Raw genomic sequence first — 26,726 nt, 5'->3', positions numbered from 1 at the left:
CATTTATTTTAGGTAGGTAATCTAAATTGATAAAAGGAGTTTGTGAATACAATGAAAATACTAAAGAAAATTAGTTTTTTATTCTTGTCTCTTGTCACAATATTACCTTCAATAACCTCAGCAAGCATCAATAAAGGAACTGAAAAAGTAAGTTCTTCAATAGAGTATTCCTTCTATGATGCTGGAGGTAGTCTTATCGAGCTTTTAGAAGAATCAGATGGTACAATTGTAGTCTATGTTAATGGTGTATTAAATCATAGTGCGAAAACAGATTTAACTACAGGTACAGTGGTGTCAACAGAATATTTTGAACCTAATAACAATAAAGACAAAAAATTCATTAAAGATAAGAGTTTTAAAGAAGATAAAAAAGTTATGAAAGAAAAAACAACTATTTACAAAACAGATGATTTTATTGAAGAGCTAGATCTTATTGAAGAAAATGTAGTAAGTAATAAAGTTGTTGATGTAGAAAAGGCACTAGAAGCTACTATATTTTCATCATTTCCTCCATCATGGCCCTATAACGAGGGATATTCTTATAGGAATTCCTATAACAATGAGCATAGAGGTATAATAGCTCATGGTTATTATAAAGCTGATGGAACCACATATTCTACTCAAAAGCAAGTAAGTTTTTTAAGGAATATGTCAATTGGAGCTGCCGTTTCGCTTGTTATTGCAGCTTTAACCGGTGCTTTAACTGTTGCAATAGTTACAGGAGCTATTGCAGCCACAGTAGCTGGTGCATTAATAGATGGGGTTTTTACTCGCGATGTGGATGTAAATGCGCATTATATGACAGATTGGGAGAAGTGGTTAGCTCTTGCTGATAACATTAGTGATACTACTCGACAAGGCACCAAATATCTTAGGATATTAAATATATCTGCCCCAGGAGAATCAACTAAAGAACTCGGTAAAGAAGGTTTCATTCAACCTTTTACTGAATTCTTAAGACAAGCATCATGGAATTAAAATAACCCTTCCTAAGAAAGAAGGAAATCTATGGGGAAACAAAGCAGCAATGAAACATTAAACTACATGAAATCGAAAGGTAGAGTTTACATTATTGTGATTCAACCTATACTTTCTTCTGGGGTAGCAACAATTATGCTTGTTGGTTTAAAATTCCTGTTCTTATGGTTTGATTATGGACTAAGTCTTGCTAAAATTTTTTTCTTGCAAGGCATTATATCAGGTTGGAGTGTTATTTTACTCGTATTTGCAGGAATGTGTTTAATACTAGCAATTGTAAACGGAATCAGATGGTTGTACTATAATAAGAAATATTGACTAGTCACAGATAGGAAAACACAATATAAATATTAAATAAATACAGTTAAAAAAAGCATAAAAAAACACCACAAACTTACTATTCACAAACAAATCCCCTCTATCTCAATACAGAGGGGATTAATTTTATCTATTTAGTAGCACGTAGCGCAATTACTACTGATCTCCAACCCTCTAACGTCGTTTTCCAAATTACGCAACAAAGCCACTCACACCGTATAGGCATGAGTGGCTTTGTCATTGCCCCCCTGTGTCAGAATAGTTGTCGTGCCCCTCTCTAGAAAGTATAGTAGTTAAAAAGAGAGACTGAGGTGGAGAACAATGGCTAAAATGAATAAAGAAATGAAGCTTAAGATTCTGCAACGAATGATGCCCCCGAACAATGAGTCCGTCAGTCAGATTGCAAGGGATAGCGGACTGTCCGAAGCCACATTGTATAAATGGAAGAAGACCGCTCGAGCACAAGGGTTCGCCATGCCTGCCGGAGAAACGGCAGCAGAGAAATGGAGCACACGAGACAAGTTTGCTATTGTAGTGGAGACTACCACATTAAGTCAGATCGAGCTAGCTGAGTATTGTCGCACCAAGGGCTTGTATGTGGAGCAAGTTGAGGCTTGGCGAGATGCATGTATGCAAGCCAATGGTGGTGTTGCCGAGCATGCGACGAAACTACAAAAGGAGCTCCGTACAAAAGAACAAGAAGTGAAAGCACTCTCTCGTGAATTACAACGGAAAGAATCTGCATTAGCGGAAACCGCTGCCTTACTCGTGTTGCGAAAAAAGGCCCAAGCGATCTGGGGGGACCAAGAGGACGAATGATCACCGCCTCAGATCGTGCATTAGCCGTTTCACTGATTCAGGAAGCGGTAGTAGCCGGTGCAAGGGAATTCTTAGCTTGCAAAGAGCTTCATCTTACACAAAGAACGTTACAGCGTTGGCGAAATCAAGAGGTATGCGAGGATCAGCGTCCTCATGCCAAGCGACAGCCACCAGCCAACAAGCTTAGTGATTCCGAGCAACAACAAATCATAACGGTTATCAATCAGCCTGAATTCAAAAGCTTACCACCGAGTCAAATTGTACCTAGATTGGCTGACAAAGGCATGTACATTGCATCTGAATCTACCTTCTATCGCGTCATGCATCAGTACGAGTTACAGCATCATCGTGGACGAAGTGCTAAACCAACATCCAAACCACTAACGAGCCATCGTGCAACAAGCCCAAACCAAGTGTGGATGTGGGACATTACGTGGCTGGCAGGTCCTTTGAAAGGCTTTTACTTCTATCTCTACCTTGTGCTCGATTTATTTAGTCGCAAAATCGTAGGTTGGGAGATTTGGGAAGAAGAGTCTGCCGAGCATGCGAGCAGGCTCATTCATAGAACGGTACTCAGCGAGAAGTGTTTGATCAGGAAGGAGCCGCTCGTTCTACATTCGGATAATGGCAGCCCCATGAAGGGTGCGAGCTTGTTAGAGACCCTGTATAGCTTAGGGATTACACCGTCGAGAAGCAGACCGCGAGTGAGTAATGACAATCCCTATGCGGAATCGATATTCAGAACATGCAAATACCGTCCTGAGTACCCAACAAACGGTTTTGAGAGTATAGACAAAGCGCGCGAATGGGTACTACGTTTCGTCCACTGGTACAATACAGAACACTGCCATAGTGGGCTTAATTTTATAACCCCTAACCAGAGGCATCAAGGACTGGAGAAACAGATATTTGATAAACGAAAACAAGTCTATGAAGCGGCAAAAGCTTCACACCCAACCCGTTGGTCAGGTAGCACACGCAACTGGAGCTTAGAGGGAGAAGTATGGCTTAACCCAGAAAAAGTGACGCCTATTCAAACTGGGCAAAAATCCATAAATTAAACCGCTACTTTTTTCAAGAGATCGCGACAACTACCTTGACAAACACCGTTGCTAAGGAAAATTTTCCTTACCTCTTACTAATTAAGCAATCAAATATCATGACTAGTCTATATAAAACGTACAAAGCCACTCGCTAATGAGTGGCTTTTTTTTGGTTCTATATTCAAACAAAGAGCTGAACGAGCAAATACTTTAGTATTACTGTTGAGAAAATGTAACAGATTCGATGTAATCAATACCTTCTGCAGTGAGTTGTTAGGACTTATGGTTCTGTTTCAATCGCTTCTAGAATTGAAAAATCCGATAAAGTTTGTGAGAACTCGGTAATATATTTCTTTTTAAAATACATGTTCTCATTTTCCAATTTAAAAGAATAATAGTATAAAATAATAATAAACGAGTTAATTATATCTTCAAAATGAACGAGGTAATCTTTGTTTTTAGACAAGTCTAATTGGGTATAGTCACTTAAAAATCTCTGAGGACTAAAATTCTCTTTCTTATTAACATGAACATTTCCTGATAGAATTGAATAATTTTGATTAAGTTCATTTATTATCGATTCTATAGATTTTCCATCAAACAGCCTAACTATAAAACTTGTTAATTTCCCCACTGAATGAGATTGTTGTCTTGATTTTAATTCTTTTAGTAATGGTGTTGCATGATAAACCATATTTTTAACATTTTCCCTATACTCTATGTAATGTTGTAATGCCAAACAAAACCTGAAAAAAGATTCTATTCCTGAACGTAATATTTGCTTTGATGCATTATAATAATTAGAATTACATAAATCCAAGCTTAGTATAATATTGTTTTTACATTCATAATAAAAGTCTGCAATTTGACTCTGGGGACTTATTTGAACTATAGATGAAGTTAGTGTAGTAATCATGTAGATTTTCTTGTATAATTTGAAAATATTTTGATGCAAATCACTATCTGTTAAATAGGTTCTAGCTTGTATAAATTCCAAGTATTTTTGAAAATCTTGCGTATGTTCAGAATCAAGATCAATTTGCATTGTTTTCACCTTTCAGACTCAATCACAGATCTCCAGTCATTGATGAAGTTATGATTATTTTTTTTCATTTTGTTTTTTTGCTCATTGTTGTCTTCATTAATATAATCCTTAATTGATTCATCTTCTCCTAAATTAGACTCAACATAAATTTGAATAATACGTGATAATTCAATAAAAACTTCCCTGTTTTCAGTTTTTAATTTCCTCAAATCTTTAACTAATCGTGCATATAAAGTGGGTCTTGAATCAAAAAGATAGTCTTTATATTTTTGGTTTAACAACTCATTTGTAAAATTCTTTAGCTCTATATTCTTAGTAAAGTGCTTCTTTTCAAGTATTATTTCGCTTAAAATTGCAATACTAAGAAATAATAATTTTTCAACTTCTTCGTCTATAGTCTTTAATTCAATAAACTCTTGAATGTATTTCAATTAATACCACCTCAATTTAAGTTGTTTTTTTTATAAATTCTTCACACAATTTAATTATATTGTCTCTAGTAGATCCCATGTCATACATTAAAGAAGAAACCCTACCTGTTCTAACCCTTTCATATTCTTTGATTACAACTGAAAAAGTTGGATGTTCTTTGAAAGATTCCTGTATTGCTATTCTTCCTGTTCTCTCTTTATGTAATGTGAAAATTATTCCTAGATTAGTGACAGAGTGACCTCTAAGCGTAAAATCTTTCCCCATTACCCTATTCAATAATGAAAATCCTAATGTTGAAAAAACATCTGGAGCTATTGGTACTACATAGTGATTGCTAGCAAGAAGCGCCGCTTGAGAATATATAGAATAGGTGGCAGGAGTATCTATTATTATATAATCTAAATTATAATTCGGTATGACTTGTTCCTCGATAAAAGAACTTAAAATTTTCTCTGCTCCTCTTCTACTCGATTCGTAATCAATTAATTCCAAATCACCAGGTATCATAAATAGATTAGATCCAGTTACAGTAGTATGTAATTTTACGATAATTTCCTTATGAGTTAATTCGCTAGCTCCTTGAGTAACTCCAGCGCCTGTCAAATTCATAACCACACTAGCAATCGTTTTTCTAGAATTTCTAATCACTTCATACTCTGATATCGTTTTATATTTTGTGAACATTGCTTGTGTTGCATTAAATTGTGGATCCATGTCAATAATTAATACATTCTTATTCTTAGCCCTTACAAGAGTATCTGCAATATTTATAGCGGAAGTAGTCTTTCCTACACCGCCCTTCATATTAATAAATGATATACTTTTAGGTCTGTTTATCATATGATCACCCATTTCTTATTATAAGAACATATTCTCCTAACTTAACACTTTTTACAATAGGAACATATGTGCCAAAAAATAATAAGCCCCTCTACCATGAGGCAGAAGGGCTTATTTATGTCATTTATTCAATATTCCAGCTCGGTCTAAAATAACCGCAAGCTGCGCTCTACTTACATTTCCGTTTGGATCAAATACTCCTTCACTTACGCCTGTGATCAATCCTTTGTCAGCTGCTTTTTTAATTGACGATGCAGCCCAATGACTATCCGGCACATCAGTAAACCCACTTTTATTAGTAGTATTATCCACAATACTCTCTCCTTTAGGCGCTACATACTTATGACCAACAAACTCACAGTAAGCTTTAACAACAGCTTCCGCATACGTCTGCCACTTAGCAGTTAATCGCACTGCATCCTCTGCGTTAGTCAAGAAACCATACTCAACGATGTTAGTCGATACAGATCCAGTTTGACGATGCATGAAGTAGTAATCTTGCCCGTTCGGCACGTATTGCTTTTCACCATTTTTAAGGATGGCTTGCCCTTTACCGTCGACAACTAACTTTGTACCTTCTTTACTAAAGGTTGCTGTCGGTCGCAATACTTGTCCAGCAGCAGCCAATGAGCTTGCAATAGCTTCAGCTAACTTACCGTCATTGTGGATACTGTGGATGATCTCAGCACCCTTTGCTGTAGTAGCAGACGCTGCATTAATATGATTACTTATACAATACTTAGCCTTGCTATTTTTAACGATCGTTGCTCGAGGTGTGCTGTCAATCGTTACGTCTGTATCACGAGTGAGAGCAACTTTTACACCCAATTCTTTGAATCTATTGTATTGATATAGCGATATAGCTAGTGTCATAAGCTTTTCAATAATTCCATTACCACTTGCGCCCGGATCACTACCGCCATGACCAGGATCAATAATCAAATCAGGGTTACTATCTCCAATCATTTTATACACTCCTTTTTTAACTGTAATTGCACTACCCATCTTGCGACCCCAACCGTTATCATGCGGCCATATATAAGCACTACCGCCACCGTCTCCGTTAAGAGCATCAACACAACCGATGTTAGCCATGATCTGAGCTAATACGTGCAATGTGATAGCTGAGTGAGTACGTACTAACACAGCCTTTGTTGGGCTTAATATGCCTACTGCCACTCGTATGTGCTTAGCGTTATTCTTCCATATGTCAGTACCGAGTTGGTCACGTTCGATTGAATCTTTATAAACAAAAAGCTCATCCTCTAACAATCGAGGAGAGCCTTGTGCGCTGTGTAGCGTATCTTTATTGGGTTTACCTATCCGAAACGATCCATCTGATTGAATACAAAATGAATCTCGTGCTGCTGTCTTTGCTATGTCTTTATTTACTACCTTGCCATCTACCATAACTAAGCCTATTGGCGTGCCAGTAAGGTTATTAGCAAAATTAAAGTTTATGGCCGCATCTGCACCCGCAGCTTGAGCTATCTCTTTGACTGTGGAGCCGACTTTATAGCCGACTCCGATCTCGTCTTCTTTGCTGTTGAGGTATTCAAGTGTACAACTAATACCCAATATAGTTTTAGTGCTAGGCATTGCTGTCATCCCCTGCTTCGGGCAAACCTGCCAGACTCGTCAGATAGCTCATAATCGTTGCTAGCAGGACTGTGCCGCCTACAATTTTCCAATCCACTCCATTAAATACTGTTGTCGCTCCAATTGCTCCAATTGCCGTTTGTGCGGCTGTCTTGACTGCACGAATAGTTGCTGCTTTAATCAATTTGTTTGTCATTTAATATCATCCCTTCAATAGTTCATCTAATTTTGTATCATGCGTATCGATCCGTTTGTGCGCCTGCTTAGTGGATTCTTCTACCCGAATAACACGCTCGTTCAAATCATTAAACATTTTCCCTTGCACCTTCTGTTCAACTTGTACGTTATCAACACCGCGTTTGATATACTCCATATCCACTTTTATAGCGCCATCTTTTACACCCTCACTCCTAGCTTCATCCTTTGCTTGCTTCGACTTACCAAGCCAACCGAGCAACATGCCACTAATGCCAACTAAGATTGTGACCAGCACTGATAACTCCACCGCTTCACCCCATTCCCTAATTTTAAATGCAAAAAAGAGCATCCGCTTTGAATGCTCTACTGTCGCAGTGTGGTCCAACTAAGAATAAAAATTAATTAATTCCCCTTTGGTCTAATCTTGTTGTTCTTATCTGCATGACAAAACTTACAAAGTAGTTGTCCGTTTTCAGGTGAGTTAATTGTGCTAACTAAATCTTCAGGTTCAAATTCATTTACTTCTTTTATGTGATCCACATCAAACCAATGTTCTTCGAAAACTATAACCCCTTTAACTTTACACTCAGAACCTTCACAATCTAAATAACCAGAGTTTTTGTTTACAACCCTTGCTTTTACATCTCTAAGAAAAGCTTTTCGATGTTCCCCACGTCTTGCTTTATGTTTTTCACAGCGTTTACTACCTTCCAAAACTGGGTTTGTGCAACTATCGCTACTCGCACACTGTAAGTCTGTCCATCTAATTTTCTCCATATTTACCTCCTAAAAATTAATTGAATTGCACCAACAGATACAGCATAACACATGTTTTTAGGAGTCAGTTCACCGCGCTCGCCACTGTCGTATCCCAGACCCACTTGACAGGGTTTTTGCATACAAATGACCCTATGCCGTAACATCAGCATCTAGCAAATCTTGTACATCAGCTTTCCAGCGTATAGGCACATCGTCAATTGTCTTTAATCCTTTATTAATTAAATCATAATATACTTTAACCATGATTAAGCACCTCCGTCTATTAAACTAGCTAACTCTGCAAGAGCTAACTGCGTATCTGTTTTGTCAGCTTCCTGTGCTTCTGCAAGCTCGGCGAGAGCAAGCTGCAACATTGTATTTTCTTCGCGAAGCAGTTCGAGTTCAGTCGGCGCTTCAACGGTTCCTACTTCATGCCAACCTCGATCTTCGCTATATTCAAAGTCACGCTCTTCAATAACTGATCCTTCAGGCATAGGATTACGTTCAATAATTTCATATTCTGCAGGTTCAATAACCTCTTGTGTTTCTTCGTCAATAATAGCCGGGGTAACTTCAACTTGTTCATATTGATAATCCCATTCACCAATATTGATTACTTTCCCATCTAGCAATACACATGTTTTCATCATTTTGCTTTCCACCCCGTATTCCCTGTCCCGGTTTCTTTAACCCAAAGCGTTGTATTCGCCCCTCCGTCCGATCGCAAATAAAGAGATCCAACTGCCGCAGCCAATACACCTTCAGGACTTCCGACACCAGAAGCTATTTGAGTAGGTCTACCGTCTAATGTTACAATTCTGCCATTACGAATGATAAAAGCGACAGATGGTGTTCCGTCACCCTTAAATATGGTAAAATCCTTTACCCCTGAGGTATTAGTGTTTCTAAACATACGAGCTTCTGCAGTGGCTGTCGAAATTTCTGGGAAATCTGCTAATGGTAAGAAACTATTTACATTGCCTATAGACATTAGCAATCCTACAGCGTTAGCGGTGAATGTAAGATTTGCTTTCCCATCACCTTTAAATAAATCTACCCAACTAGACCATACACCATTAACTTTATTGCGAACAAAAACTGACAATAAACTACCTGCTGAAATAAATAGTTGAGTAGCATAATTAACATCCGTTACAGCATTTTGATGATATACAGTGCCTGCTGATGATGGTTTATTTGAAGTACCACTATAAGCATAATACATACCGGAAATTGTTATATCGTTAAGGTTGAGATTATTCATGCTTATTGGCACTTTCGATAACTTGTCTGCTATACCCGTATCGGCTGCACTTTTGAAAGCATCAAACTCGGTCTTCGTCGCCTGCTTTACGTTATCCACGTTAGGTAATCCGACATCACCTTTTGCCAGCGTAATTGCACCTGTCTTTCCCTCAACAGACGTGACTGTGTTAACTTGCGCCCCTGCCGCAATTCCGTTTATCTTCGTTTTGTCCGCAGCAGCCATTAAGCCATTATTATTCGTAGTCGCTACCGCAGTTAACTCATTAATATTCTCGATCAGTGCGCCGTAATCATAATCAGTGAAGTTACGAGATAGTTTCGTACCAGAAGGCCATGCTCTGGCTGTACCTTGCAAACCTCTTGTCAGACCAGATATTGTATTGCCACTTTTGGTCGTATACACCACTGTCTCCGCAAGCTCGCCCTGGCCGATAACAAATAAGTTAGGAGCCGATGGTAATGAAGCACCGTTTAGCACAGTAATCGATGTCTGCGCTGCGGTTATGGCAGCAGAAATCTCCGTGATCGGGCTGTTTATCATGCCTGGATACATAGTTTTCATGATTGTTCACTTCCTTTCTCGTAGGCTTCGATCGAACGCTCGAATTCAGATCTAACCGCCTTTAAGATATCAACTTCACTACCTGGCCAAAGTTGTAAGAAGGCTGCAGCGATGTTTGCGATTTCTTCTTTCGGACGGTTCGGATCCGCTTCGATCACTAATTTTTGTGTAACTACCGCCAATGTGCTCAACTCCTTTCTCTGTTAAGTTTCCAACAAAAAAACGCAGCCTATTGCCTGCGTCTAGTATATTTCTTGCTAGTAGAACATTTGTTTGCGAGGTAAAACCTCCTAACTTGTCGAATGGTAGGTTGTCGATACTTACCAATTATTGTAGAAAGGAGGGATATGATGCAATTTCAAGGAGCTGTAGTTAAAGAACAAGGCATAACATTTGGAATAGTCATCGTTAACAGCACTGTTTTAAATACTGATTACGCAACTAAAGAAATGATGCAGTTCGGGGTACACGCTTTTGGTAATATGCCAATAGTTTTAATGGCACAAAACCACCGTGGCGTACCCACTTACAAAGGTCGGCAAGACATAGTTAATTTTTTAGCCAATATTGACCACCATCGGATTGCGTGGGACAAGTACACAATTTAAGTGGTTTTGGAACTACTTTAGTGGTCCTCAAGTCCACGACCGGTGCCAAATCAAGTATACGACGAAATTCTTCTGGCGGGACTGAATACTTACCTGTAACCGTAATATATGTCCCCTTCGCTGTCGATCCATCCAAGGTTTTTCTATTGTCCATCGTTCTCACCTCCAAGAAAAAAGACGCCCCGTAGGCGTCTTTTCTGTTTTCTATTATTCAGCTGTCTCTAACTCCAGCAACTCATTTGTGTATTTGATAATATCTTGTTGAGATTTAATGATTTGTTCTTGAGCTTTTAATATCTCATTATTATAAAATAATCTATATTCTTCAGTTATCTCTGTATCAAGTTGTTTATGTGAATACTCAATAGTTTGATTAGCCCGTTCAATTTCTCGATTAGCTGCATTTATTTTTGTTTGAACTCCAGCTTTTTCCCATATAGATTCATTTGTTATTACTTTAGTTTCAGGAGATGTCAATCGAATCACACTTCCTTCCTTATTTGATTCAAACTTCACATCGAGCCCTAGTTCTTCTGCTATTACTCTAAGAGGAGCAAATGATGAGCCTTCTGTTATAATCGCATCACTGATTAATTCTCCATTTAAGTAAACCGGACTTTCTGCAGTGATTTTCTTGCCTATTTTGGAAGTTGTACCTGCATATACTGAACTGGATATAAGAACAGTAGCGCATATGGATAAAATAATGATTTTTTTCATAATAACACCTCTTTTTTCCCCATATTGTACCACATTAATTCTGTGTGTGGGAATGCGCAGGCGCTACATGATAGGTAATAGGTGACCCATCATATTTCATTAATACCGTTCCTTCTTGAATACCATGGTTATGACTTCCACCCGACCCAGTAGATGAACCGCTGTTTGCTTTGTTATTAATCGCAGTTGTAAGATCGTCAATAGCATCTGTGAGCGAGTTGAGTTCTTGTTGCATGGATCTTCCATTCGTATTATTTGTCAAGAAGCCCCAGTTTAAAACAGACAGTCGTATAGCTAAAACACCTTCTAGACCTCCTAACACTATAACATCGTTAGCACTTATTCCCATAAATGCAGAACCAGCACCACCATATCCGATGTTCATTCTGTTGGAATCATGTTGGAACACTAAATTCGGAATGTTATTTCCTGCATAACTAGAATCTGAATTTAATTCTGCGTATCTCGTAGGAGTAGTTGCTACATGAAACATCTTTCTTGTTTCCGACATCTCCGCACGAGGATAGGACGATTCTGACGTTTGAATGCGAGCTCCGGTTATCACTGTTCCGTTGATCTGGCCGCCTGAAAATATTGTTGCAGTAATCTCACCGCTAAAATCGCCACCAACAGCGATCATATGTCCAGCTGTATTGACGCTAAAACTGTTACCTATTTTGATGCTGCCACCAATAAACTCCGACGCTTCCAACTTACCCTTAAATCTAGCATCGCCTGTCGAAGCATCCTGCCATATCGTCTTTGCCCCGGCTTTGTTGTACATGGTTTGACCATATTCACCTGGTCCAGTCTGTCCAAGCCTAACCATTGGTCTACCTTGATCATCAGACACTAACATTCCCAAGCCATCGACCAGTGTTATACTATCGTCATACTTCTGCCCTTTAAGCACCGCATTCTTCGAGGTGTACTCAATAGCCTTCTTGCTACCAACGGTAGCCTGAAAGATATAGTCCGCTGTCTTAAACTCACGGAAGTTTGCAAGAACCGCACGACCAGATTCTCGTTCAAATGGGCAACGCTCATACTCTATTGCACGAGCGTCGAAAGAATAGCCTAGCACTTCGTCATAGCAAGTGACTGTATCGCCAGCTTCTCTAAGCCGCTCATTCAGATATTCGCGATCGAGCTTTTCCATTTGCACAAAATCAGCATCGTAACTAACTGAAGGAAGTTCATACTTAACCAGATGCTTTTCCATCTCCTGCAGCAATCGCGCCTGGTCCTCGATATCAGGGAAATCAACCCTACCCATATATGGATTGTTAGGATCATAATGCGGTGAATCGATAAACTTAACCGCATGGCCAGGTAATCCCTCGATCGTTAGCCCATTCTTGCCATAGCCGTATAACCGTGTGATACGCTCCATATCATGACTCTTACGCTTGATTCCCTTCATATTATGACGATAACCGATATAAGCACCGTAGTTACCGCCTTTGCGAGTCGTAAGTGTAATCTCGTAATTATTGAAGGATAGCTCTGCATTGTATAGCTGCCGTAACTCCTGCAGCAACTCTATTTTGTTCTTTTCTCCAAACTCAAAAATATCTTGTGCAGCAAAATTACCTTCTACTACAAAAGTAAACGGCGTACCAGCACCCAACATCGTAAGCATCTGCGGTAATGTCTTAGCAGCTGCAAAGTCTATATAGTCATCCATAAAGTACTTACCAAGATTAAAAGCTATATGATGTGCTTCTATAACCTTATAGATTTTCTTTCCTTGCCTTACCTCGTCAACTTTTCGGATCCGAAACTGTTGACCATTCTCAACCTCTCGTGGGAAGACTATATCCAATTGCTCCGTCAACATTCCATATCGTTCAAGATCATTCTCTAGCATCGGGTACATAAACTGCACATAAAAATCACCATTAACTACTTCGCGGACCCGTATATCGCTGGCATTTTTTAAAAAGGCGATGCGTCCGTTAGCATCCCATAACTCAAGCACCTCTCCGACATGTTTCATTCAATCACCACCTAAATATTCGCGTCCTTATGAATCACCTGCATAAATACTGTTCGTTGTGTGCCATGATCTGTATAGATCACTTCGTTTAATCCGGTCGAAAGCACTCCAAAATGACCATTCATGTAACGGATTGCATTTTCTCCATTAAGCGTAAGTTCCATTTTGCTAGCATCTATATTTATAATCCCTCCAGCTGAAAGTTCACCTGAAAATATCAATCGTCTGACTTGATATTTTGACTCATTGGATATTAAGGTCGATCGTGCCGATAATTGAGCACGTAAGGTCCGTAACAGCAAGACGTGAGACCGTAGGCTGCTGTTAGCAGAGATATGAACGCTGACATCGTAGATGCGCGACATCTTAGCCGCTAGATCTGTCTGTCCGCTCAGTCTTGCCCCACCTGTCATTGAGGCTGTTGTATGAGCACTTAATCCAGCTGAACTACTTAAGACTGCAGATAATATGACCTCTTCTGACGGTTGGTTAAATCGTAAATCATTAAAAGCGGATCGATTAAACATGCCGCACCCCCAACCTAAACATAGCGATCACGGAAGGTTGTACGCATATCTATCATTCGCACGCTCTCCGTATCACTATATTGCAACTCGTTTTCACCAGGCATGACGAATAACCTATCTTTAGCTATCAAACGCTGTACGATCTGTCCATTTTGAGTTAGGCGTAGATAGCTTGGATCAATCAAGATTTCATCGCCTGGCTTGAATGTGCCTGTAAAATTGAGCCTCTGAATTTTATATCTACGTGCATTTGCACTCAAAGCTCCGAGTCCCGATATACTGCTCTTGAAAGGGATCATCCGCAACAACGTCGCTCGTAACTTGCCGGCTGACTGAAGATTAGCATGCATAGCTACCAAGCGCAACATAGTTGATTCCAACGCAGCCTGTGCACTTATCTTAGATCCACCTGACCATATTACCGCAGTGTCTGCTTTGAGTTGACTGTCAGCAGACAATTTACTATCCACGGCTATCGATCGTACTATGCGAGCTGTAAGGTCGCTATCTGCCGACATGGACGCATCCATTGGAACAATACGCAGTAATGAAGCATGCACACTAGATACAGCTGACATGAATGCATCTCGCTCAATTAAGCGGATGAAGTTCGCGAGTATGCCGGATGATGCTTCAGCACGATATTTGTAAGGTACACTACGAACATAGTTTGCCGATATAGATGCATCGGATTCTAGTACTGCTCGCAAGTAATATTGCATGCGAGCAGTAGCTTGCATCCGTGACTCAGCAAGTATGTGCGCCTCGTTATTAATTGTACGTACAATTGACCCAATTAAACCAGATTGACTAGATATAGCAACGCCTAAGCTAACAAACTTGCCTAATTGCGCATCCATATTAGACTTTGCACCGATTAAGGTGCCTGCAAACGCGCATCTTAAAGCCTTGGCATTTAACCCACTATTCGCGGATAATGCAGCTGTTAAATACACCTCAGATGTCGTTGACCGATTGAAGTGCAGCTGGTTGAATCCCATTTGGTTAAACACTGTCACTCAACCCCTTTAGTATTAGTCGAGATCGAGTATTAACTCCCCTACCTTAAATCTCAGTTGATCATTTGCTAGTATGGATCGTGCATTACTAACTGGACCATAGTACAGTAGATTGCCTCCGGTTGCAGCACTTCGTAAGCCGACGTGAGTAACAGTCCCCCAATTTGCTGTAGCCTCTGCAAATTGGATTTCTGCGGAATTGGAAATCGTTGCTTTGTTAGCGACTTGTGTAGGAGCTGTAAATGTTACAGCACGTCTAGCATACGCTCCGCCAGTAACCTCTGTGCCGCTATCAGCCTCTGTCGGATCGCTTGTGTATAATGCTAGATACACAGTTGTTGGTGAAGTAAATGGTGTATTACGAAATACTGCGTTAAGAATAGCTGCTTCTAGATAATTACTCATACTCATGTACAATCATCCTCCTGGTCAATCGACCTCAGTTATTGTTTTAATCTCAAATCCGTTAATTGTATTGCTGCCAACATTCCTTAGTCGAATCACTGGGTAAGTGTACTCAGTCCCGCCTGATTGTACATAAGTTGCGTCGGGGTTTTGTGTAACGGTATGTTCATAAATTTGCTCCGGACCATAAATAAATGGATCCGTGCATTTCATCGAAAACTCAAAAACGCCATAATGTCCAAACTGCTGTATACCGAGCTTCCCAGTAAATTTGGCATAATAAAACCGGTCTGGTATCTCATCGAATAAGAGGATAGCAGCCGGCAATGTCGGCTTAAGCCAATTTAATATTTTAGATTGCTGCAGTTTGAACGGCTCCGATGTTGGAGTTATGTCGATGCTCAGATCAATTGCTCGTTTCCCCCAGTCGGTACCATAATCCACGGCACCAGGTAGCCCCGATACTTCATCTTCAAACTCTCTCAGCTCTGGTGAGTTAATGGTATATGATAGCAGATCCACACCGAACTCCGAAGAGTGACGACCTCGATAACGAAATCCGTACATATCATCCACCTCCTGTAAGTTGCTTACGGAGTATTTCAGCAGCTTCATTGCCGCCAGAACGTTCGTATGACCTCAGATCGATCTCATCTTCTAAGGTAACGTCATGCATCTCAACTCCTACTACTTTCTCGACATACACCTTCGTTCCACTATCTGCTGTAACAAGACTACTAACTTGCTGTGGAGTCATCACTGCTTCTCCACGTTCTAAAATTGCATTTATCTCACTAGGCATCAGGTCATTCTCATTACGAAAATTCATTTCTCCGGCTATTCCACCCGTATGATACAATGGCGTACCGTCTGCATTAGACCATTTACCTTTTGTAGAGTTATAGCTTGCACTGATCGATGCACCTAGCATCTGATTCTCCGATTCTAATTCCTTACGCCTTTCTGGAGTAGCTCCCTTCCATTCCTCACTGTTGGCGATCATCTGAGAAACAGCGGGCGTATCACTTTCACTTACACCGGCCATAGAGGCTTTTAATTTGTTCATCTCTTCTATGATTTTGGTATTCGTGGTGACAAATGATTGAAGCCGTTCATCATCAGCAAGCTTGTACAATGTTGTTAAATCGCTAGTTAGGTTACCCGTTGCTTCTTTAAGATCATCGTACCAACTCTCGATATCTTTCTTCTGATCATCTAAAGCATCGAGCTTCTGATCACGTTCGTCTTCCAAGCTTCGTTTCTGGTCCTCGACATCCATGAGCCGAAGCTTGTCTTGTAGCTCCAAAAAGTGCTTCTGACCCTTTTCAGAAGTAGCATAACGGTACTTGTCCATCTCTGCTTCTAACTCATTACGCTCTTTTAACCGCTCGCCTTCATCGATCATCTCAGCTTGGTCAGCATAAAACTTCTGGATGGCCTTTTTGCGCACATCGAGTGCATCAAGCTCAGCTTTCTTTGCCTTATCGATCGCCTTAAGAGCCTTATCCATGGTTTCCTTTGAGAGCTTTTCACGCTCCTTAGCAGCCTCTGTCTCAGCTTTAGCCAAGGTTTTCATCTGATTAACCTTCAAGTTATAAACCTGCGTGTCAGCTTGCTTGTATAGTTCACTGTCCTTCTCGTAACGATTTCTAACTCTCGTCCAAGCTTCAAGTTTCATTTTGGTAATGGCTTCCTCAGATGCTCCAGCTAGCACCATACGACGCTCTTCTTGTGTAATCCACTCATTACTATGCTGATAATCTTTTTGCGCTATTTGTTCCTTGAGCTTGTATATTTTAAGCTCAAGTTCTTCTTGAAGATCTTTATTGTCTTTGTATTTTTGTTGCATGGTCTCTAAGCGAGCTAACTCTTGCTTCTCACTCATCTGACCAAGTTCCCTTTTATAATTGATGAGCTTCAAGGCTTCACTATATTCTTTCTTATACATCTCATCCTTTAGCTGATAAACCCGGACCTCTAAATCCCTACGGATCTCGGCGTTCTCTTTGTATTTCTGTTCTAAGCGCTGAAGAGCAGCAAGTTCTTGTTTTTCGCTCATCTGATTCAGATTTTTTTTGTATTCAATATATCTAAGAGCTTCCTGATACTCCTCTTGTTGCAACTCTGCCTTTGTCTTAGCCTTTTTAGTAGATTTCTTTTTCTTATCGTCTGTCGCACCAGAATCCGGCCTACCCGTATCAAAAAGTGAGCGATACGTACCCGTATCAATCGCATCAATTTCTAGTTGTAACGATTTGATTAATGCCAACTCCCTAGATAGCTCTGATTCTTTGTTGGATATTGCGCTATTTGCCGCACCCTTTACGACGTTGTCCGCAAAATCGCCAATAGAACCAAGTGATTTACTTCGTTCAGATTGTTCAGCATTAGCCAACGCCTGCATTGCTTTTATTTGCGTAGTGATTGCTTCAACTGTAGCTTGAGCAGTACGAACCCTCGATGCCTTTGTTGAAGCTTCTGCTGCAAGTGCTGCCGCTGCTGCATCTTGTTCCGCGGTAACTAAGTTGCCTAGTAACCCTTCGTTAATGATGAGTAGGCGACCCTGCTCGTCAATTTCCGTATGCAAGTCCGGATACTTCTGCGTTAATTGTGTAATGACTGATGTTAACTCCTCAGACTCTCCTTTTGTGAGTTTTTGAGCTTCACGGAGTTCCCGATAGCGTGTCGCTAAAGTAGCGGATTCAGCCGCCGCATCCTCCTTCGCCGCGATTTCCTTTAACGTTTCCATACGGAGTTCGCGTAAAGCAGGTGTTGACGCTTCTAGCTCTCTTGTCATTTTAGACACGACTGCGGCAGCGTTTTGTTCTGTAATTCCTAACTCTTCTAGAGCATTGTTCACTGAATCTAATTCAGGTGCAAGGAGTTGTAATGCCTTACGTGCTTCTCGGAACTCTTCTGTAGTGTCCGCTTGGCTTAATTGCGCATAGAGTAGGTTAAACTCCTCTTGAAGATCTTTACGTTTAATTAACAATTCATTAATAGTATCGATATCCTTTTGCAATGCTTTTACATCTTCAGTTGACCTATTAATTGGGGATTCAGATAACTTCTTATTAAGTTCATCTTGATTCTGCGCAAATTTCCAAACGGAATCAGATGTTGCATCTACCGCGAATTGATAAGCAGTCGCCCCTGCAGCAAGCGCCCCTATTCCAAGAAGTATCCACCCAACTGGACCCATCGCCGCATTCAACACTAGAAAGGCAGCAGCTAGCGCACCGACTACTGCGATTAGTGCCGTCACTCCTATCGCCGCAGCAGTAAGCCCGGCAACTGTCTCTTTATTAGTATCAGCCCACAAAGCAAAATCACGTATCAGCGGAGTTACCAACTCCAATACCCGTTCTATTGCAGGAATATACGCTTCTCCTAATTCCGTGCGCGCCTCAGCTATCGTCTGGGTAAAAGTAGCCTGAGTACCTGTATATCCCGTCATAGCGTCATCTGCGTTACCTGCAAAGATGGCTCCCTCATCAAGCATCCCATTATAGGCTGCTTGAATCTTTTGAGCTTCCGTGAGCTTAGCTGCAGTCGTTCCAATAGATTTAGCGTAACGATCTTGCATGACGGATAAGTTGGTTGTTATTCCTGCGGAATCCGTTAAGTTGGAGTTTCCTGCTTTGATACCTTGCGATACGTTTTTTATCGCATCTTCCCAGGATAAATGTACCTCACGATTATATACTGCAGCATCAGCAGTTGCTGTAATGATCTTTTCCGTTTCCTCGAGCGACATGTTAAGAGATAAATAGGTTTTAACCGTGTCAGACAGCGCACCCTTGTTTAGTCCCCATTGGTCAGCTAACTTCTCGGCAAGACCAACTGCTTGCTCTGAATCAACGTTAAACGATTTAGAAACAACCGCTAGACCTCGATAAGAGTTAGAAAGATCATGCGCTTCGGAAGATAGTGTCTTAACCGTATTAACAAGCTTGGCCAACGTGGCACCAGCTCCAAGAGCAGCGATACCAGATGCAAGAGCATTAATACCTTGTTTTGCATTGCCTGCCTCTACTTCAGTTTCCCGCAATTCCTTAGTAATCTTATCTATCTGCTGACTATCTACACCCAACTTTTTTAGAGCAGCGCTTAATTCATCAAATTGACGATCTAGTTTGGTTGGATCCACTGTGTCCAGATTTTTTTTAACAATTTTAATCTGATCTGCGTTTAACCCAATTCCCTTTAATGCATCTTCAAAAACATCTAGACTAGTAGCAGCTTGCTGACTCTCTTGAGCAACTTGATTCATACTGTCTTCCAGTTCCCACATTTTTTGGGCGGTGTTATTGGAGGTTTGTGTCAGTTTTATCAAAGCAGCTTCCGATCTCAGTATTTGATCTTGTAACTTGGACTTAGCCCCCTCGTTAAAAGTATTGGCATACGATTCTCTCAGTTCAGCTAGTTTTTTTCGCTGCAGCTCGATCCGAGCATTCACATTATCAAGCGTTGCAGTTAAATTAGTTAGTTTTTCTTTAGAAGCTCCAACCTGACCAATGGCTGACTCTACTGACTTAAAATCAGTGGCTGTCTTCTTTCCTTGTTCCCCAAGGCTCTGAAATTCTTTCTTGACGGCTTGGACTTCTTGCCGCATTTGTTGTGACTCAGCAGTTAACTTAGCTCTCAATTCTCCTATTTCGACTGCCATCCATTTAACCTCCCCTCATACGCATCTGTAATGCTTGATATTGTTCTTCAGCCGATTTCGGTGGTACTGGTTGCGGCTTAGGTAACTTCTCACGATGCTGTTTCAATATAGCTTCCCGAGCCTTTTCGTCAGAAAGATGAGGGAATGTAGCAACCTCAATATTTTCTAACAGTTCTCTAGCACGTCGTTCTCCACTAATTTCAATTAGTCTTGGTAGATCAATCCAGGCATAGCCGTTCTCAACCTCATGCTGCGTTTTTCCAAGGATCAAGCAGCAACGTAAAACAAATTCATCTGTTGTTATTCTCTGGCCTGCATCCTTCCGATCACGCTCTGTACGAACTGCTGCGCCATCGGCGGGATCAGGCCGCTCAAGTTTCCCAGAGCTGCGTTAATGTCGTTCTTCTCCCATGTTAGCTTCAGGAATTCGCTACATTCAGCGAATGAAGCATGTTCATCTAAATACTCCATTGGCAGATCGCTCAAAAGTGAAGTTAATTCATATATTTCATCTATAGTTACATCAGCAGCTGCTACAAGAAACACTGCTCGGTCGTTTTCGGGAGTGAGGAACAACTTCACAAGAAACTCCCCGATCGTACCAATGTGGTCAGTCAGTTTCTTGAGCCTTGTTCGGGTTAACTTCGGTATTTCAATCTGTTTAGTCCCTAGTTGAACTCGGTTCTTTTTATTGAATAGGTTTAGCATCATGATCCCTCCTACGGGCTGAAATAAAAAAGAGAAGGCTGATAGCCTTCCCTTATACTGTATAAAAATAAATTAAGCCGTTGCAGTAATATCTCCCCAGGTATATACAAGGCCCTTCGGTACAGCATCAAGATCTGGGTACGCCATAGCGTTTACTGGCATACGAAGGTTGTTGTCCAATACAAAACCGTAGTTTGCATCGAACTTAATAGCACAACGTGCAATGTAGATGTAATAGTTCGGATCAGAGATACCTTGCGGCTTGATAACTGCACGTTTAGCCGGCAGAACTTGTCCAGCAAGACCAGTTACATTATACTTCCGTTTTTCAGCGTCTGTAGCATCAATTACTTCTGTGACGTCAGTATCAAACTTAACGACTTTTCTGTAATCAATTGATGGTGATTCAAATGCTACATTCCCAGTCGTGCCCGTTTTAATCGTTTTGACTGGAGCAGTGCCCGTCTGATCAAGTGTCGGTTCGAAATACGTTGTTGTCGTTGTAAACACGATGCCGCCTTGCGTCAGATCAAAGATGGCTGCATCCGCTTCCTCAGTGCCGTCTTCCTCGATACCCCAGATAAAAATACCAGGTCCAGCAAAAATCTCATCAACAACACTCATGATTGTGCCTCCTTTGTGTAAAACAGAAAATTGATTGAATACATTGGTCTGTCCTTTTCGTCTAGACCAAGTGGAATAGGTTGCTGCATCGCCAAGCTAGAAAATACGTGCGTGCTTCCTACTAAGTAATTCGACTTGCGGTGCAAATCCTTCGTGAGTTGCTTTGCGAGGGCTTCCGTTGCAGCCTTGTTCGCAGGATGTGCTTTGTATGACTTGCCCTTAACAATGACCTGCCACGTGGGTTTCTCGGTCGGTACATAGTTGTGAAGAGCATAACCACCCGAATCCATTACAAATAAACAGGGTAGCTTGTTTTCGGGAAACTCCGCAGGTATAAAGTCAGCATCTGGATAAACGGTATAGCCGGATGCTCTTAAATAATCAATGAAATCATTTGAAAGCACCCGCTTACCCTCCCAAAATCTTAGATAGCTCTTCAATGATCCGTTGTTCGTTCATTTTCAGAGCATTTTCGAGAAACTTCTTACCGGGCATATATCCATTGTATTCTCCCTTGCTCAAGGTATTTTCCCCCGGCGTGAATGTAACCAAAGTCCCTTTCGCAGTCTTCCGGAAACCTTCGTGCTGCGGAATAGCATAATGGTCCACTTCTGGGCTTGTTCCGAATTCAATGTAAGACACACCAATCAGTTGTTTGACCTCGCCAACTATCAATGCACCTTCTAAGTCGCCGGATAGATTCGGCGCAAGTCGTTTTGCATCATGAATGATCTGCGATGCTAACGTAGTAAGTGTTTCATCGACTCGTTTATCGATTTCATCGAGCGCAGCATCATAAGCTGAATACATTGCTTCGAGTCCATCAAGATTAAAACTAAATGTTCCTCGGTCTGCCATAGACGATCACCTTCTTCACATCGTCGGTACCGAGAAACTTACGGACCTCGTAATGAGCTACATCACAACGGATTTCAAGACCAAGGGCATTGGTGTATACAAAATAATCGTCGAAGCTAATAGGTATAACACCCTCAACATGAATCTCATAGGCGATCTGTATTTCTTCGCCCTTGGCATTTTTGATTAGCCTCTGTTCTTCAACAACCTTAGCAGCTCTATCCTCTTCTGAAGGTGGTAGCGGACGACCCCAATCATCTAATTCAGAATGATGGTGCGTTACGGTTGCTGGATAGCCAAAGAGACTCATAGCAAAGCACCACCATACTGCTTCTGTGCTGCTTCCTCGGCTTCCAGTTCCGCAAGCTCATCAGCAGTAACCCCTAACATATCACGCACGTCAGGCGCTACCACAGGGCGTTCACCGTCTTTGTAGCTAACGGACTCGCCGTTGTCACTCACCTGCTTGACGTTATGTTTCTGATACTTAAGTGCAGGATCGATCCCTTGAAGCTCCCAGATAGATTGATAGGCTACCACGTCAACAGTTAAGGTCACGTCTGGATACCATCTTGCTAGATTGCGCTCGGCTTGGACCACTGCAATAGCCTGCTTTGCCGATCGATCCCAAGCTTCAGTGTCCAAGAGATTGGAATCGATCCAGTCGCCTACTTCCACATGATCCATAGTGCTCACCTACTCTTTCGCCTCGGCCTTAGCCTTATCGGCAGCTTCTTTCTTCACTTTGGCTTCAACAGCCTTACGCTCAGCTTCTTCTTTTTCAACAAGTGCTTTGGCGGCTTCTTCATCTGCCTTTAATGCAAGTTCTTCCGCATCGATCTCTGCTTGCGACTTAGGTACAAGAACACCGCAGCCCTTTGCAATCAACTCATTACCCAGTTCGTCCGAAACAATTACTTCGTCGCCAGGTTTTTTCCACAATCCTTGTACCTTAACTATGCTATTAAGTTTGATCTTCACTGTATTCACCCTTTCTATCAAAATAAAAAGAGCACCGTGAGGTGCCCTACTAGATAACCGTTGCAGAAACTACGCTGTCAGCCCAAGCGAATGCTGGGAAGTTCAATGCAACGCCTGCAGTACGTAAGCGGATAGGGTTCTTCGTAACATCCCGGAATACATATAGCCCCATATCACCCGTTTGCTCTGCCTCGATCTCAGCAATCATTTCTTCCGTTGTCTTTGCCCATAGGTAATTACCGAGCGGACCATCTGGAAGAAGAATGAATCGATTCTCTGGTGTCATACGTACAGTTGTGAACGAAAGCTTACCACCAGTTAGTGCACGATCCTCAGTACGAGCCTGTGTGTCGTAAGCAACTAACACTGGGAACTCCATCTCGCTGAATACGGAATCAAGCTGTGCCTTTGTTAGTCCTGGTGGCTGAGCTGATCCGCTTGGATCACCATGGTAATGCTTACGAATGGAAAGATTACGGCGAAGCAGCGTGATAATCTTCTGTGACGTCATAGCTCGGCGCAAACGAATACCTTTTGCTCTCCAAGCATCTACCCAACCTTGAATATCATCCAATGGAGTAGAGTTTTCGAAATCATCCCATTTGTCAGTGCCAGAAAGCACTGGCTTCTGCTCAGAAGTGTAGCCGAAGTCTACTTGAACGTTGACGTTACCTTCGACGTAATTCACGCCACCGCTCCATACGCTTGTCAGAGCAATCCATTCACGACGGGCAAGAATCGAGTCAACAGCGAACTGGGCATCGTTAAGTTGTCTGTTACGCAGCTGGTTGATCTCCTCACTACGTAAACCAAAGCTTTGAGATGCTTGTAGAGCGAGACGCACTAGACGCTCGTCCATATAACGACCGAGTTGAATCTTTGGAATCTCAATGCGGGTACCACTCATACCCTCACGAGATGCATATTCAACCTCAGTGCCAAGCTCAGCAATTTTAGCCATAACTGGCAGGCTTTGCGATGCCTCTTTAATGACATCAACAGTAAGCTCTGATGTTTCACGAGCCGGGAATAGTACAGGGTGAAGGTATTCGTTGGAAACTTCCAAGTTACGGGAGTAAACAAGTAAATCGTCACCGGACAAGGCACTTTCAAGCGTCAAATCTAGCGGATCGCCATCAGCGAACGTTTGAAGGTTCAACTTTAATCGATATTTTATTTCTTTCATCATAATTAATGTTCATTCCTCTCTTTAATGGTCTAGGCAAATACGATATGTGGCATCTTAGCGATGAGCGCAGCGTCAACAGTCACAGGAATACGCTCTGTAATAAACTTACCTACCTCGTACCCACCGACAACATGATCGCCATCTTTAACGTTGACTGTGCGCTTTAGGATTACTGTTGGATTCTCGCTACCGTCGATACCGTCTGGATCATAAGGCGCCCACTTACCTCCCGCAGTTAGCTTCGCCATTGGCATGCCTTTCTTGATGATCTTGTCACCCTTGCCATCAGCCGTAATTGCTGCTGAATCAATCGTAATTCCATTCGTTACTTCACGAATAACTTCAAATGATGCAAGAATCTCGGGCTCATCTTGCACATTGAATCGTTGACTTGGTTGTAAACGCATATCTCAAAACCTCCTTATTTATTAGCCCAAGGATCATGCACAGCTTGGCTGCTTGCCGCTCCTCGGTTCTTTGCTAGATTGATTATTGCTTCTTGCGATTTCTTACGTTGTTCCTGGGAGTTAGGAACGGGAGCGCCAAACGAACCACCAGGCTTTTGCTTTCCCAAGTGCGGCTTCTTCTTCAGTAACTCTTCCATCGCTTCTTTCACGCCAGTAAGGTTACCTTTATCGTCCTCAGTGACCTTTGTCAGATCAGCAAGTGCGTGAGCATCCTCCCAATCGGCAAACCCAAGTTCGTTTGCCAAAACCTTAACCTCGGAAGCGAGTAGTCGCTTGAAGGTCTTGTCGTTCTGTTCCTTCAACTTTTCCTCGAGTAGCTTGTCTACATCGACAGGTGCAGCAGGATCAATTTTCTCCTTTGGCTTGAGAGCAGTTTGCATTGCTTCCACTGAGTCATAACCCAACTCCTTCGCTAGTGCCAATTGACCAGCTTTCTCTGCTCGTGGTAACCGCGACTGAACAGCTGCATCAAGCTCAGCTTGAGTGAATGTCTTAGGTGGCTCGGCAGGAGGAGTAACAGGCGGTACAACTGGAGGAACGACTGGTGGCTCTCCAGCAAATGTCTGTAAATCCAGTTTCAATGAAAACTTTTTTTCTATGATCTCTTTCATAAATACCTCCTGTTTTAAGTCCGGGTGGACTACCGAGTAGCAGTTTAATGTCTTACCACGTTTTGGACAAAAGAAAAAGCCGCCTATTCAGCGACTTCTTCATCGTATTTATTAGATATCATCAATTTCACATATTCCATTGCCCCGAGTACTTCGAAGAAGGTTAGTTCGTCCGGGTTCTCGTAATCAACTGTACCTTCGACAATATCGACTTCAATGATAAATTTCTTTTTCACATCATCACCCCTAGTCTTTATTCACGATGATAATTGCTGGTCCAGTAATATGAATAACGTCACCTTTACTAGATGTCATAGTGACCGTTTCATGCAGTTCAATAGATGCAGCGCTAACGCCGTTCCTACTTATGAGTATGTCTGTAAGTTGCTTCGTGCTTAATTCTTCCGGTTTTTTAATGACCTTCATTTCTTCTCACCTTCTCTCTTAGCCTGGGCATTCACTTTTCGATAATCTTCCTGCAGCTCACGGTATGTTTTGGTATTGCGAGCCTTCTGGCTTGCGAACTGCTTAAGGTTAGGTGTATCGTTCGGTAGTACTCCTTTATAGCGGATCCATTGCTTACGGGTTGCGTTCTTACGGGACTTATTAAGCTGCCGTTCCTTGTAGCGTTTTATGTTTACCTCGGTACGGTTATCCGTAAACGGTCTATTTGACTGCTCAATCATTCGCTCAATCTCATCAGCAGGAGTGTACTCCTCGATCCAAGCCGAAATAGAATGAACGCAATGTGAATGATAAGGCGGTTTTATCTCAAACTTTGGGAACCTCTTATCACTGCCGCTAATGCTGTACACGCGCCCCTGGTACACTGCACAGTACTCACAAGTTATACCAACAAAATTAACGAAGACTAGATCGAGATTATTCTGCTTGATCGTCTCTTCGGCGCCTGTTACATGAGCCTTACGTTGATGGTAATGAACAACTCCTGAAATGTACTTATCAGCTGGTATCTGAGCGCCATTCTTCGCGATCATGCCAGTAATGCCACGGTTATTTAGATCAGCAATTGCTTCCTTAGTCGCTTGCCTGCGACTCATTCCCTCGGTCAAAGACCGTTCGTTCGCCGTTCTGACTACTCGTTCGATTCTACTCTTAGCATCAGCTGACATGTTATCACTAGCTTCTAAGATTGAATAGAAGGATTCATCCATGATCGCCTGTACCGCTCGTTGGTGAATAAGTGGCTTTAACGTTTGTTCAATCGTATTAGCAGCTACACCAGCACTAACAATACTTTCGACAGCAGCAACGGTTCCAGCACGATACGAGTCACCGAGTAAGGTAGCCATTTGCGTACCAGCTTCGCCCGTTAATTCGGCTAAGATAGCTTCAACCTGTCGAAGCAGTATTTCTTTGCGTCGTTGTCCAATGCTTCCGCTCTCTAGCGACTGTATAAGCGCTCGTAGTCTTTCATCAGTCCGACTGTATAGTTCGACCAATTGCTCAACGGTAGCCATA

At 41.8% G+C, this 26,726-nt stretch carries 35 protein-coding genes and 1 pseudogene; 4 read left to right on the top strand and 32 right to left on the bottom strand.

The genetic code is table 11. The features are described from left to right. Positions 1 to 51: 51 nt before the first annotated feature. The 3 genes and pseudogenes from AC1TPB_RS05950 to AC1TPB_RS05940 all read left to right on the top strand — a co-directional run bounded on the left by AC1TPB_RS05950 (position 52) and on the right by AC1TPB_RS05940 (position 3,176). On the top strand, positions 52 to 978 hold the full coding sequence (locus AC1TPB_RS05950; protein ID WP_482075661.1) for a hypothetical protein: 927 nt from the start codon (positions 52 to 54) through the stop codon (positions 976 to 978). Between the two features lie 30 nt (positions 979 to 1,008). Next, complete coding sequence (locus AC1TPB_RS05945; protein ID WP_482075660.1) at positions 1,009 to 1,296, top strand: hypothetical protein; 288 nt, start codon at positions 1,009 to 1,011, stop codon at positions 1,294 to 1,296. Positions 1,297 to 1,617: 321 nt separating this feature from the next. Beyond that, positions 1,618 to 3,176, top strand: a pseudogene (locus AC1TPB_RS05940) (IS3 family transposase). Positions 3,177 to 3,438: 262 nt separating this feature from the next. On the opposite strand, the gene AC1TPB_RS05935 reads toward AC1TPB_RS05940, so the two are convergent. From AC1TPB_RS05935 to AC1TPB_RS05885, 11 genes are all read right to left on the bottom strand, one after another. Beyond that, positions 3,439 to 4,203 carry a hypothetical protein gene (locus AC1TPB_RS05935; protein WP_482075659.1) on the bottom strand — a complete coding sequence of 255 codons (765 nt, stop codon included), beginning with the start codon at positions 4,201 to 4,203 and terminating at the stop codon, positions 3,439 to 3,441. A gap of 5 nt (positions 4,204 to 4,208) precedes the next feature. Then, entirely contained in the window at positions 4,209 to 4,634 is a 426-nt protein-coding gene (locus AC1TPB_RS05930) for a hypothetical protein (RefSeq protein WP_482075658.1), read from the bottom strand. 16 nt (positions 4,635 to 4,650) lie between these two features. Next, a complete protein-coding gene (locus AC1TPB_RS05925) occupies positions 4,651 to 5,487 on the bottom strand; it encodes a ParA family protein (RefSeq protein ID WP_482075657.1) in 837 nt (278 codons plus the stop codon). Between the two features lie 108 nt (positions 5,488 to 5,595). Further along, on the bottom strand, positions 5,596 to 7,074 hold the full coding sequence (locus tag AC1TPB_RS05920; RefSeq protein WP_482075656.1) for an N-acetylmuramoyl-L-alanine amidase: 1,479 nt from the start codon (positions 7,072 to 7,074) through the stop codon (positions 5,596 to 5,598). Further along, positions 7,067 to 7,270: a holin gene (locus AC1TPB_RS05915; protein WP_482075655.1), complete on the bottom strand. Its 204-nt coding sequence runs from the start codon at positions 7,268 to 7,270 to the stop codon at positions 7,067 to 7,069. Before AC1TPB_RS05915 ends, AC1TPB_RS05920 begins: the two co-directional genes overlap by 8 nt. A 6-nt stretch (positions 7,271 to 7,276) precedes the next feature. Beyond that, positions 7,277 to 7,657 (bottom strand): hypothetical protein, encoded by a 381-nt coding sequence (locus AC1TPB_RS05910; protein ID WP_482075654.1) that lies wholly within the window; start codon positions 7,655 to 7,657, stop codon positions 7,277 to 7,279. 17 nt (positions 7,658 to 7,674) lie between these two features. Continuing rightward, positions 7,675 to 8,049: an HNH endonuclease gene (locus AC1TPB_RS05905; protein ID WP_482075653.1), complete on the bottom strand. Its 375-nt coding sequence runs from the start codon at positions 8,047 to 8,049 to the stop codon at positions 7,675 to 7,677. A gap of 132 nt (positions 8,050 to 8,181) precedes the next feature. Further along, positions 8,182 to 8,295 (bottom strand): CD1375 family protein, encoded by a 114-nt coding sequence (locus AC1TPB_RS05900; RefSeq protein WP_482075652.1) that lies wholly within the window; start codon positions 8,293 to 8,295, stop codon positions 8,182 to 8,184. Between the two features lie 2 nt (positions 8,296 to 8,297). Continuing rightward, complete coding sequence (locus AC1TPB_RS05895; protein ID WP_482075651.1) at positions 8,298 to 8,681, bottom strand: hypothetical protein; 384 nt, start codon at positions 8,679 to 8,681, stop codon at positions 8,298 to 8,300. Continuing rightward, complete coding sequence (locus tag AC1TPB_RS05890) at positions 8,678 to 9,859, bottom strand: pyocin knob domain-containing protein (RefSeq protein ID WP_482075650.1); 1,182 nt, start codon at positions 9,857 to 9,859, stop codon at positions 8,678 to 8,680. The genes AC1TPB_RS05895 and AC1TPB_RS05890 overlap by 4 nt, the downstream gene beginning before the upstream one ends. Then, entirely contained in the window at positions 9,856 to 10,041 is a 186-nt protein-coding gene (locus AC1TPB_RS05885) for a hypothetical protein (protein ID WP_482075649.1), read from the bottom strand. Before AC1TPB_RS05885 ends, AC1TPB_RS05890 begins: the two co-directional genes overlap by 4 nt. Before the next feature lie 165 nt (positions 10,042 to 10,206). Between AC1TPB_RS05885 and AC1TPB_RS05880 the strand changes: the two genes are divergently transcribed. Further along, positions 10,207 to 10,467: a hypothetical protein gene (locus AC1TPB_RS05880; protein WP_482075648.1), complete on the top strand. Its 261-nt coding sequence runs from the start codon at positions 10,207 to 10,209 to the stop codon at positions 10,465 to 10,467. 207 nt (positions 10,468 to 10,674) lie between these two features. Here the strand turns inward: AC1TPB_RS05880 and AC1TPB_RS05875 are convergent, their stop codons facing one another. The 21 genes from AC1TPB_RS05875 to AC1TPB_RS05775 form a co-directional block, all read right to left on the bottom strand. After that, positions 10,675 to 11,187, bottom strand: a complete 513-nt coding sequence (locus tag AC1TPB_RS05875; RefSeq protein WP_482075647.1) for a hypothetical protein — start codon at positions 11,185 to 11,187, stop codon at positions 10,675 to 10,677. Between the two features lie 34 nt (positions 11,188 to 11,221). Further along, positions 11,222 to 13,186 carry a phage tail spike protein gene (locus AC1TPB_RS05870; RefSeq protein ID WP_482075646.1) on the bottom strand — a complete coding sequence of 655 codons (1,965 nt, stop codon included), beginning with the start codon at positions 13,184 to 13,186 and terminating at the stop codon, positions 11,222 to 11,224. An 11-nt stretch (positions 13,187 to 13,197) separates the two neighbouring features. Continuing rightward, entirely contained in the window at positions 13,198 to 13,713 is a 516-nt protein-coding gene (locus tag AC1TPB_RS05865; protein WP_482075645.1) for a hypothetical protein, read from the bottom strand. 14 nt (positions 13,714 to 13,727) lie between these two features. Beyond that, positions 13,728 to 14,726: a hypothetical protein gene (locus AC1TPB_RS05860; protein ID WP_482075644.1), complete on the bottom strand. Its 999-nt coding sequence runs from the start codon at positions 14,724 to 14,726 to the stop codon at positions 13,728 to 13,730. Positions 14,727 to 14,747: 21 nt separating this feature from the next. Then, positions 14,748 to 15,143: a phage tail fiber protein gene (locus tag AC1TPB_RS05855; protein WP_482075643.1), complete on the bottom strand. Its 396-nt coding sequence runs from the start codon at positions 15,141 to 15,143 to the stop codon at positions 14,748 to 14,750. 18 nt (positions 15,144 to 15,161) lie between these two features. After that, on the bottom strand, positions 15,162 to 15,704 hold the full coding sequence (locus AC1TPB_RS05850) for a distal tail protein Dit (RefSeq protein ID WP_482075642.1): 543 nt from the start codon (positions 15,702 to 15,704) through the stop codon (positions 15,162 to 15,164). Between the two features lies 1 nt (position 15,705). Beyond that, positions 15,706 to 19,806: a hypothetical protein gene (locus AC1TPB_RS05845; protein WP_482075641.1), complete on the bottom strand. Its 4,101-nt coding sequence runs from the start codon at positions 19,804 to 19,806 to the stop codon at positions 15,706 to 15,708. 4 nt (positions 19,807 to 19,810) lie between these two features. Then, on the bottom strand, positions 19,811 to 20,077 hold the full coding sequence (locus AC1TPB_RS05840; RefSeq protein ID WP_482075640.1) for a hypothetical protein: 267 nt from the start codon (positions 20,075 to 20,077) through the stop codon (positions 19,811 to 19,813). A gap of 29 nt (positions 20,078 to 20,106) precedes the next feature. After that, entirely contained in the window at positions 20,107 to 20,517 is a 411-nt protein-coding gene (locus AC1TPB_RS05835; protein ID WP_482075639.1) for a hypothetical protein, read from the bottom strand. A 69-nt stretch (positions 20,518 to 20,586) separates the two neighbouring features. Continuing rightward, positions 20,587 to 21,138, bottom strand: a complete 552-nt coding sequence (locus AC1TPB_RS05830) for a hypothetical protein (protein ID WP_482075638.1) — start codon at positions 21,136 to 21,138, stop codon at positions 20,587 to 20,589. Next, positions 21,135 to 21,542 (bottom strand): minor capsid protein, encoded by a 408-nt coding sequence (locus AC1TPB_RS05825; protein WP_482075637.1) that lies wholly within the window; start codon positions 21,540 to 21,542, stop codon positions 21,135 to 21,137. The genes AC1TPB_RS05830 and AC1TPB_RS05825 overlap by 4 nt, the downstream gene beginning before the upstream one ends. Positions 21,543 to 21,546: 4 nt before the next feature. Next, positions 21,547 to 21,996: an HK97 gp10 family phage protein gene (locus tag AC1TPB_RS05820; protein ID WP_482075636.1), complete on the bottom strand. Its 450-nt coding sequence runs from the start codon at positions 21,994 to 21,996 to the stop codon at positions 21,547 to 21,549. Further along, the gene (locus AC1TPB_RS05815; RefSeq protein WP_482075635.1) at positions 21,974 to 22,306 is read right to left on the bottom strand and encodes a hypothetical protein; all 333 of its coding nucleotides are present in this window, start codon (positions 22,304 to 22,306) and stop codon (positions 21,974 to 21,976) included. The genes AC1TPB_RS05820 and AC1TPB_RS05815 overlap by 23 nt, the downstream gene beginning before the upstream one ends. Continuing rightward, positions 22,303 to 22,683 carry a hypothetical protein gene (locus tag AC1TPB_RS05810; RefSeq protein ID WP_482075634.1) on the bottom strand — a complete coding sequence of 127 codons (381 nt, stop codon included), beginning with the start codon at positions 22,681 to 22,683 and terminating at the stop codon, positions 22,303 to 22,305. Before AC1TPB_RS05810 ends, AC1TPB_RS05815 begins: the two co-directional genes overlap by 4 nt. Positions 22,684 to 22,692: 9 nt before the next feature. Next, positions 22,693 to 22,986, bottom strand: coding sequence for a hypothetical protein (locus tag AC1TPB_RS05805; RefSeq protein ID WP_482075633.1), 294 nt, complete (start codon positions 22,984 to 22,986; stop codon positions 22,693 to 22,695). A 40-nt stretch (positions 22,987 to 23,026) separates the two neighbouring features. Then, entirely contained in the window at positions 23,027 to 24,166 is a 1,140-nt protein-coding gene (locus AC1TPB_RS05800; protein ID WP_482075632.1) for a major capsid protein, read from the bottom strand. A 29-nt stretch (positions 24,167 to 24,195) separates the two neighbouring features. Then, a complete protein-coding gene (locus AC1TPB_RS05795) occupies positions 24,196 to 24,573 on the bottom strand; it encodes a head decoration protein (RefSeq protein ID WP_482075631.1) in 378 nt (125 codons plus the stop codon). Positions 24,574 to 24,587: 14 nt separating this feature from the next. Further along, positions 24,588 to 25,244, bottom strand: coding sequence for a scaffolding protein (locus AC1TPB_RS05790; RefSeq protein ID WP_482075630.1), 657 nt, complete (start codon positions 25,242 to 25,244; stop codon positions 24,588 to 24,590). Positions 25,245 to 25,327: 83 nt separating this feature from the next. Continuing rightward, complete coding sequence (locus AC1TPB_RS05785; RefSeq protein ID WP_482075629.1) at positions 25,328 to 25,480, bottom strand: hypothetical protein; 153 nt, start codon at positions 25,478 to 25,480, stop codon at positions 25,328 to 25,330. A gap of 10 nt (positions 25,481 to 25,490) precedes the next feature. Next, complete coding sequence (locus AC1TPB_RS05780; protein WP_482075628.1) at positions 25,491 to 25,670, bottom strand: BC1881 family protein; 180 nt, start codon at positions 25,668 to 25,670, stop codon at positions 25,491 to 25,493. Beyond that, positions 25,667 to 26,725 (bottom strand): phage minor capsid protein, encoded by a 1,059-nt coding sequence (locus AC1TPB_RS05775; RefSeq protein WP_482075627.1) that lies wholly within the window; start codon positions 26,723 to 26,725, stop codon positions 25,667 to 25,669. Before AC1TPB_RS05775 ends, AC1TPB_RS05780 begins: the two co-directional genes overlap by 4 nt. Position 26,726 lies beyond the last annotated feature (1 nt).

Source organism: Paenibacillus sp. Y951, assembly GCF_056786395.1.
Note: the sequence above shows the minus strand (reverse complement) of the source record. Positions and strands in the feature narration are given on the sequence as shown.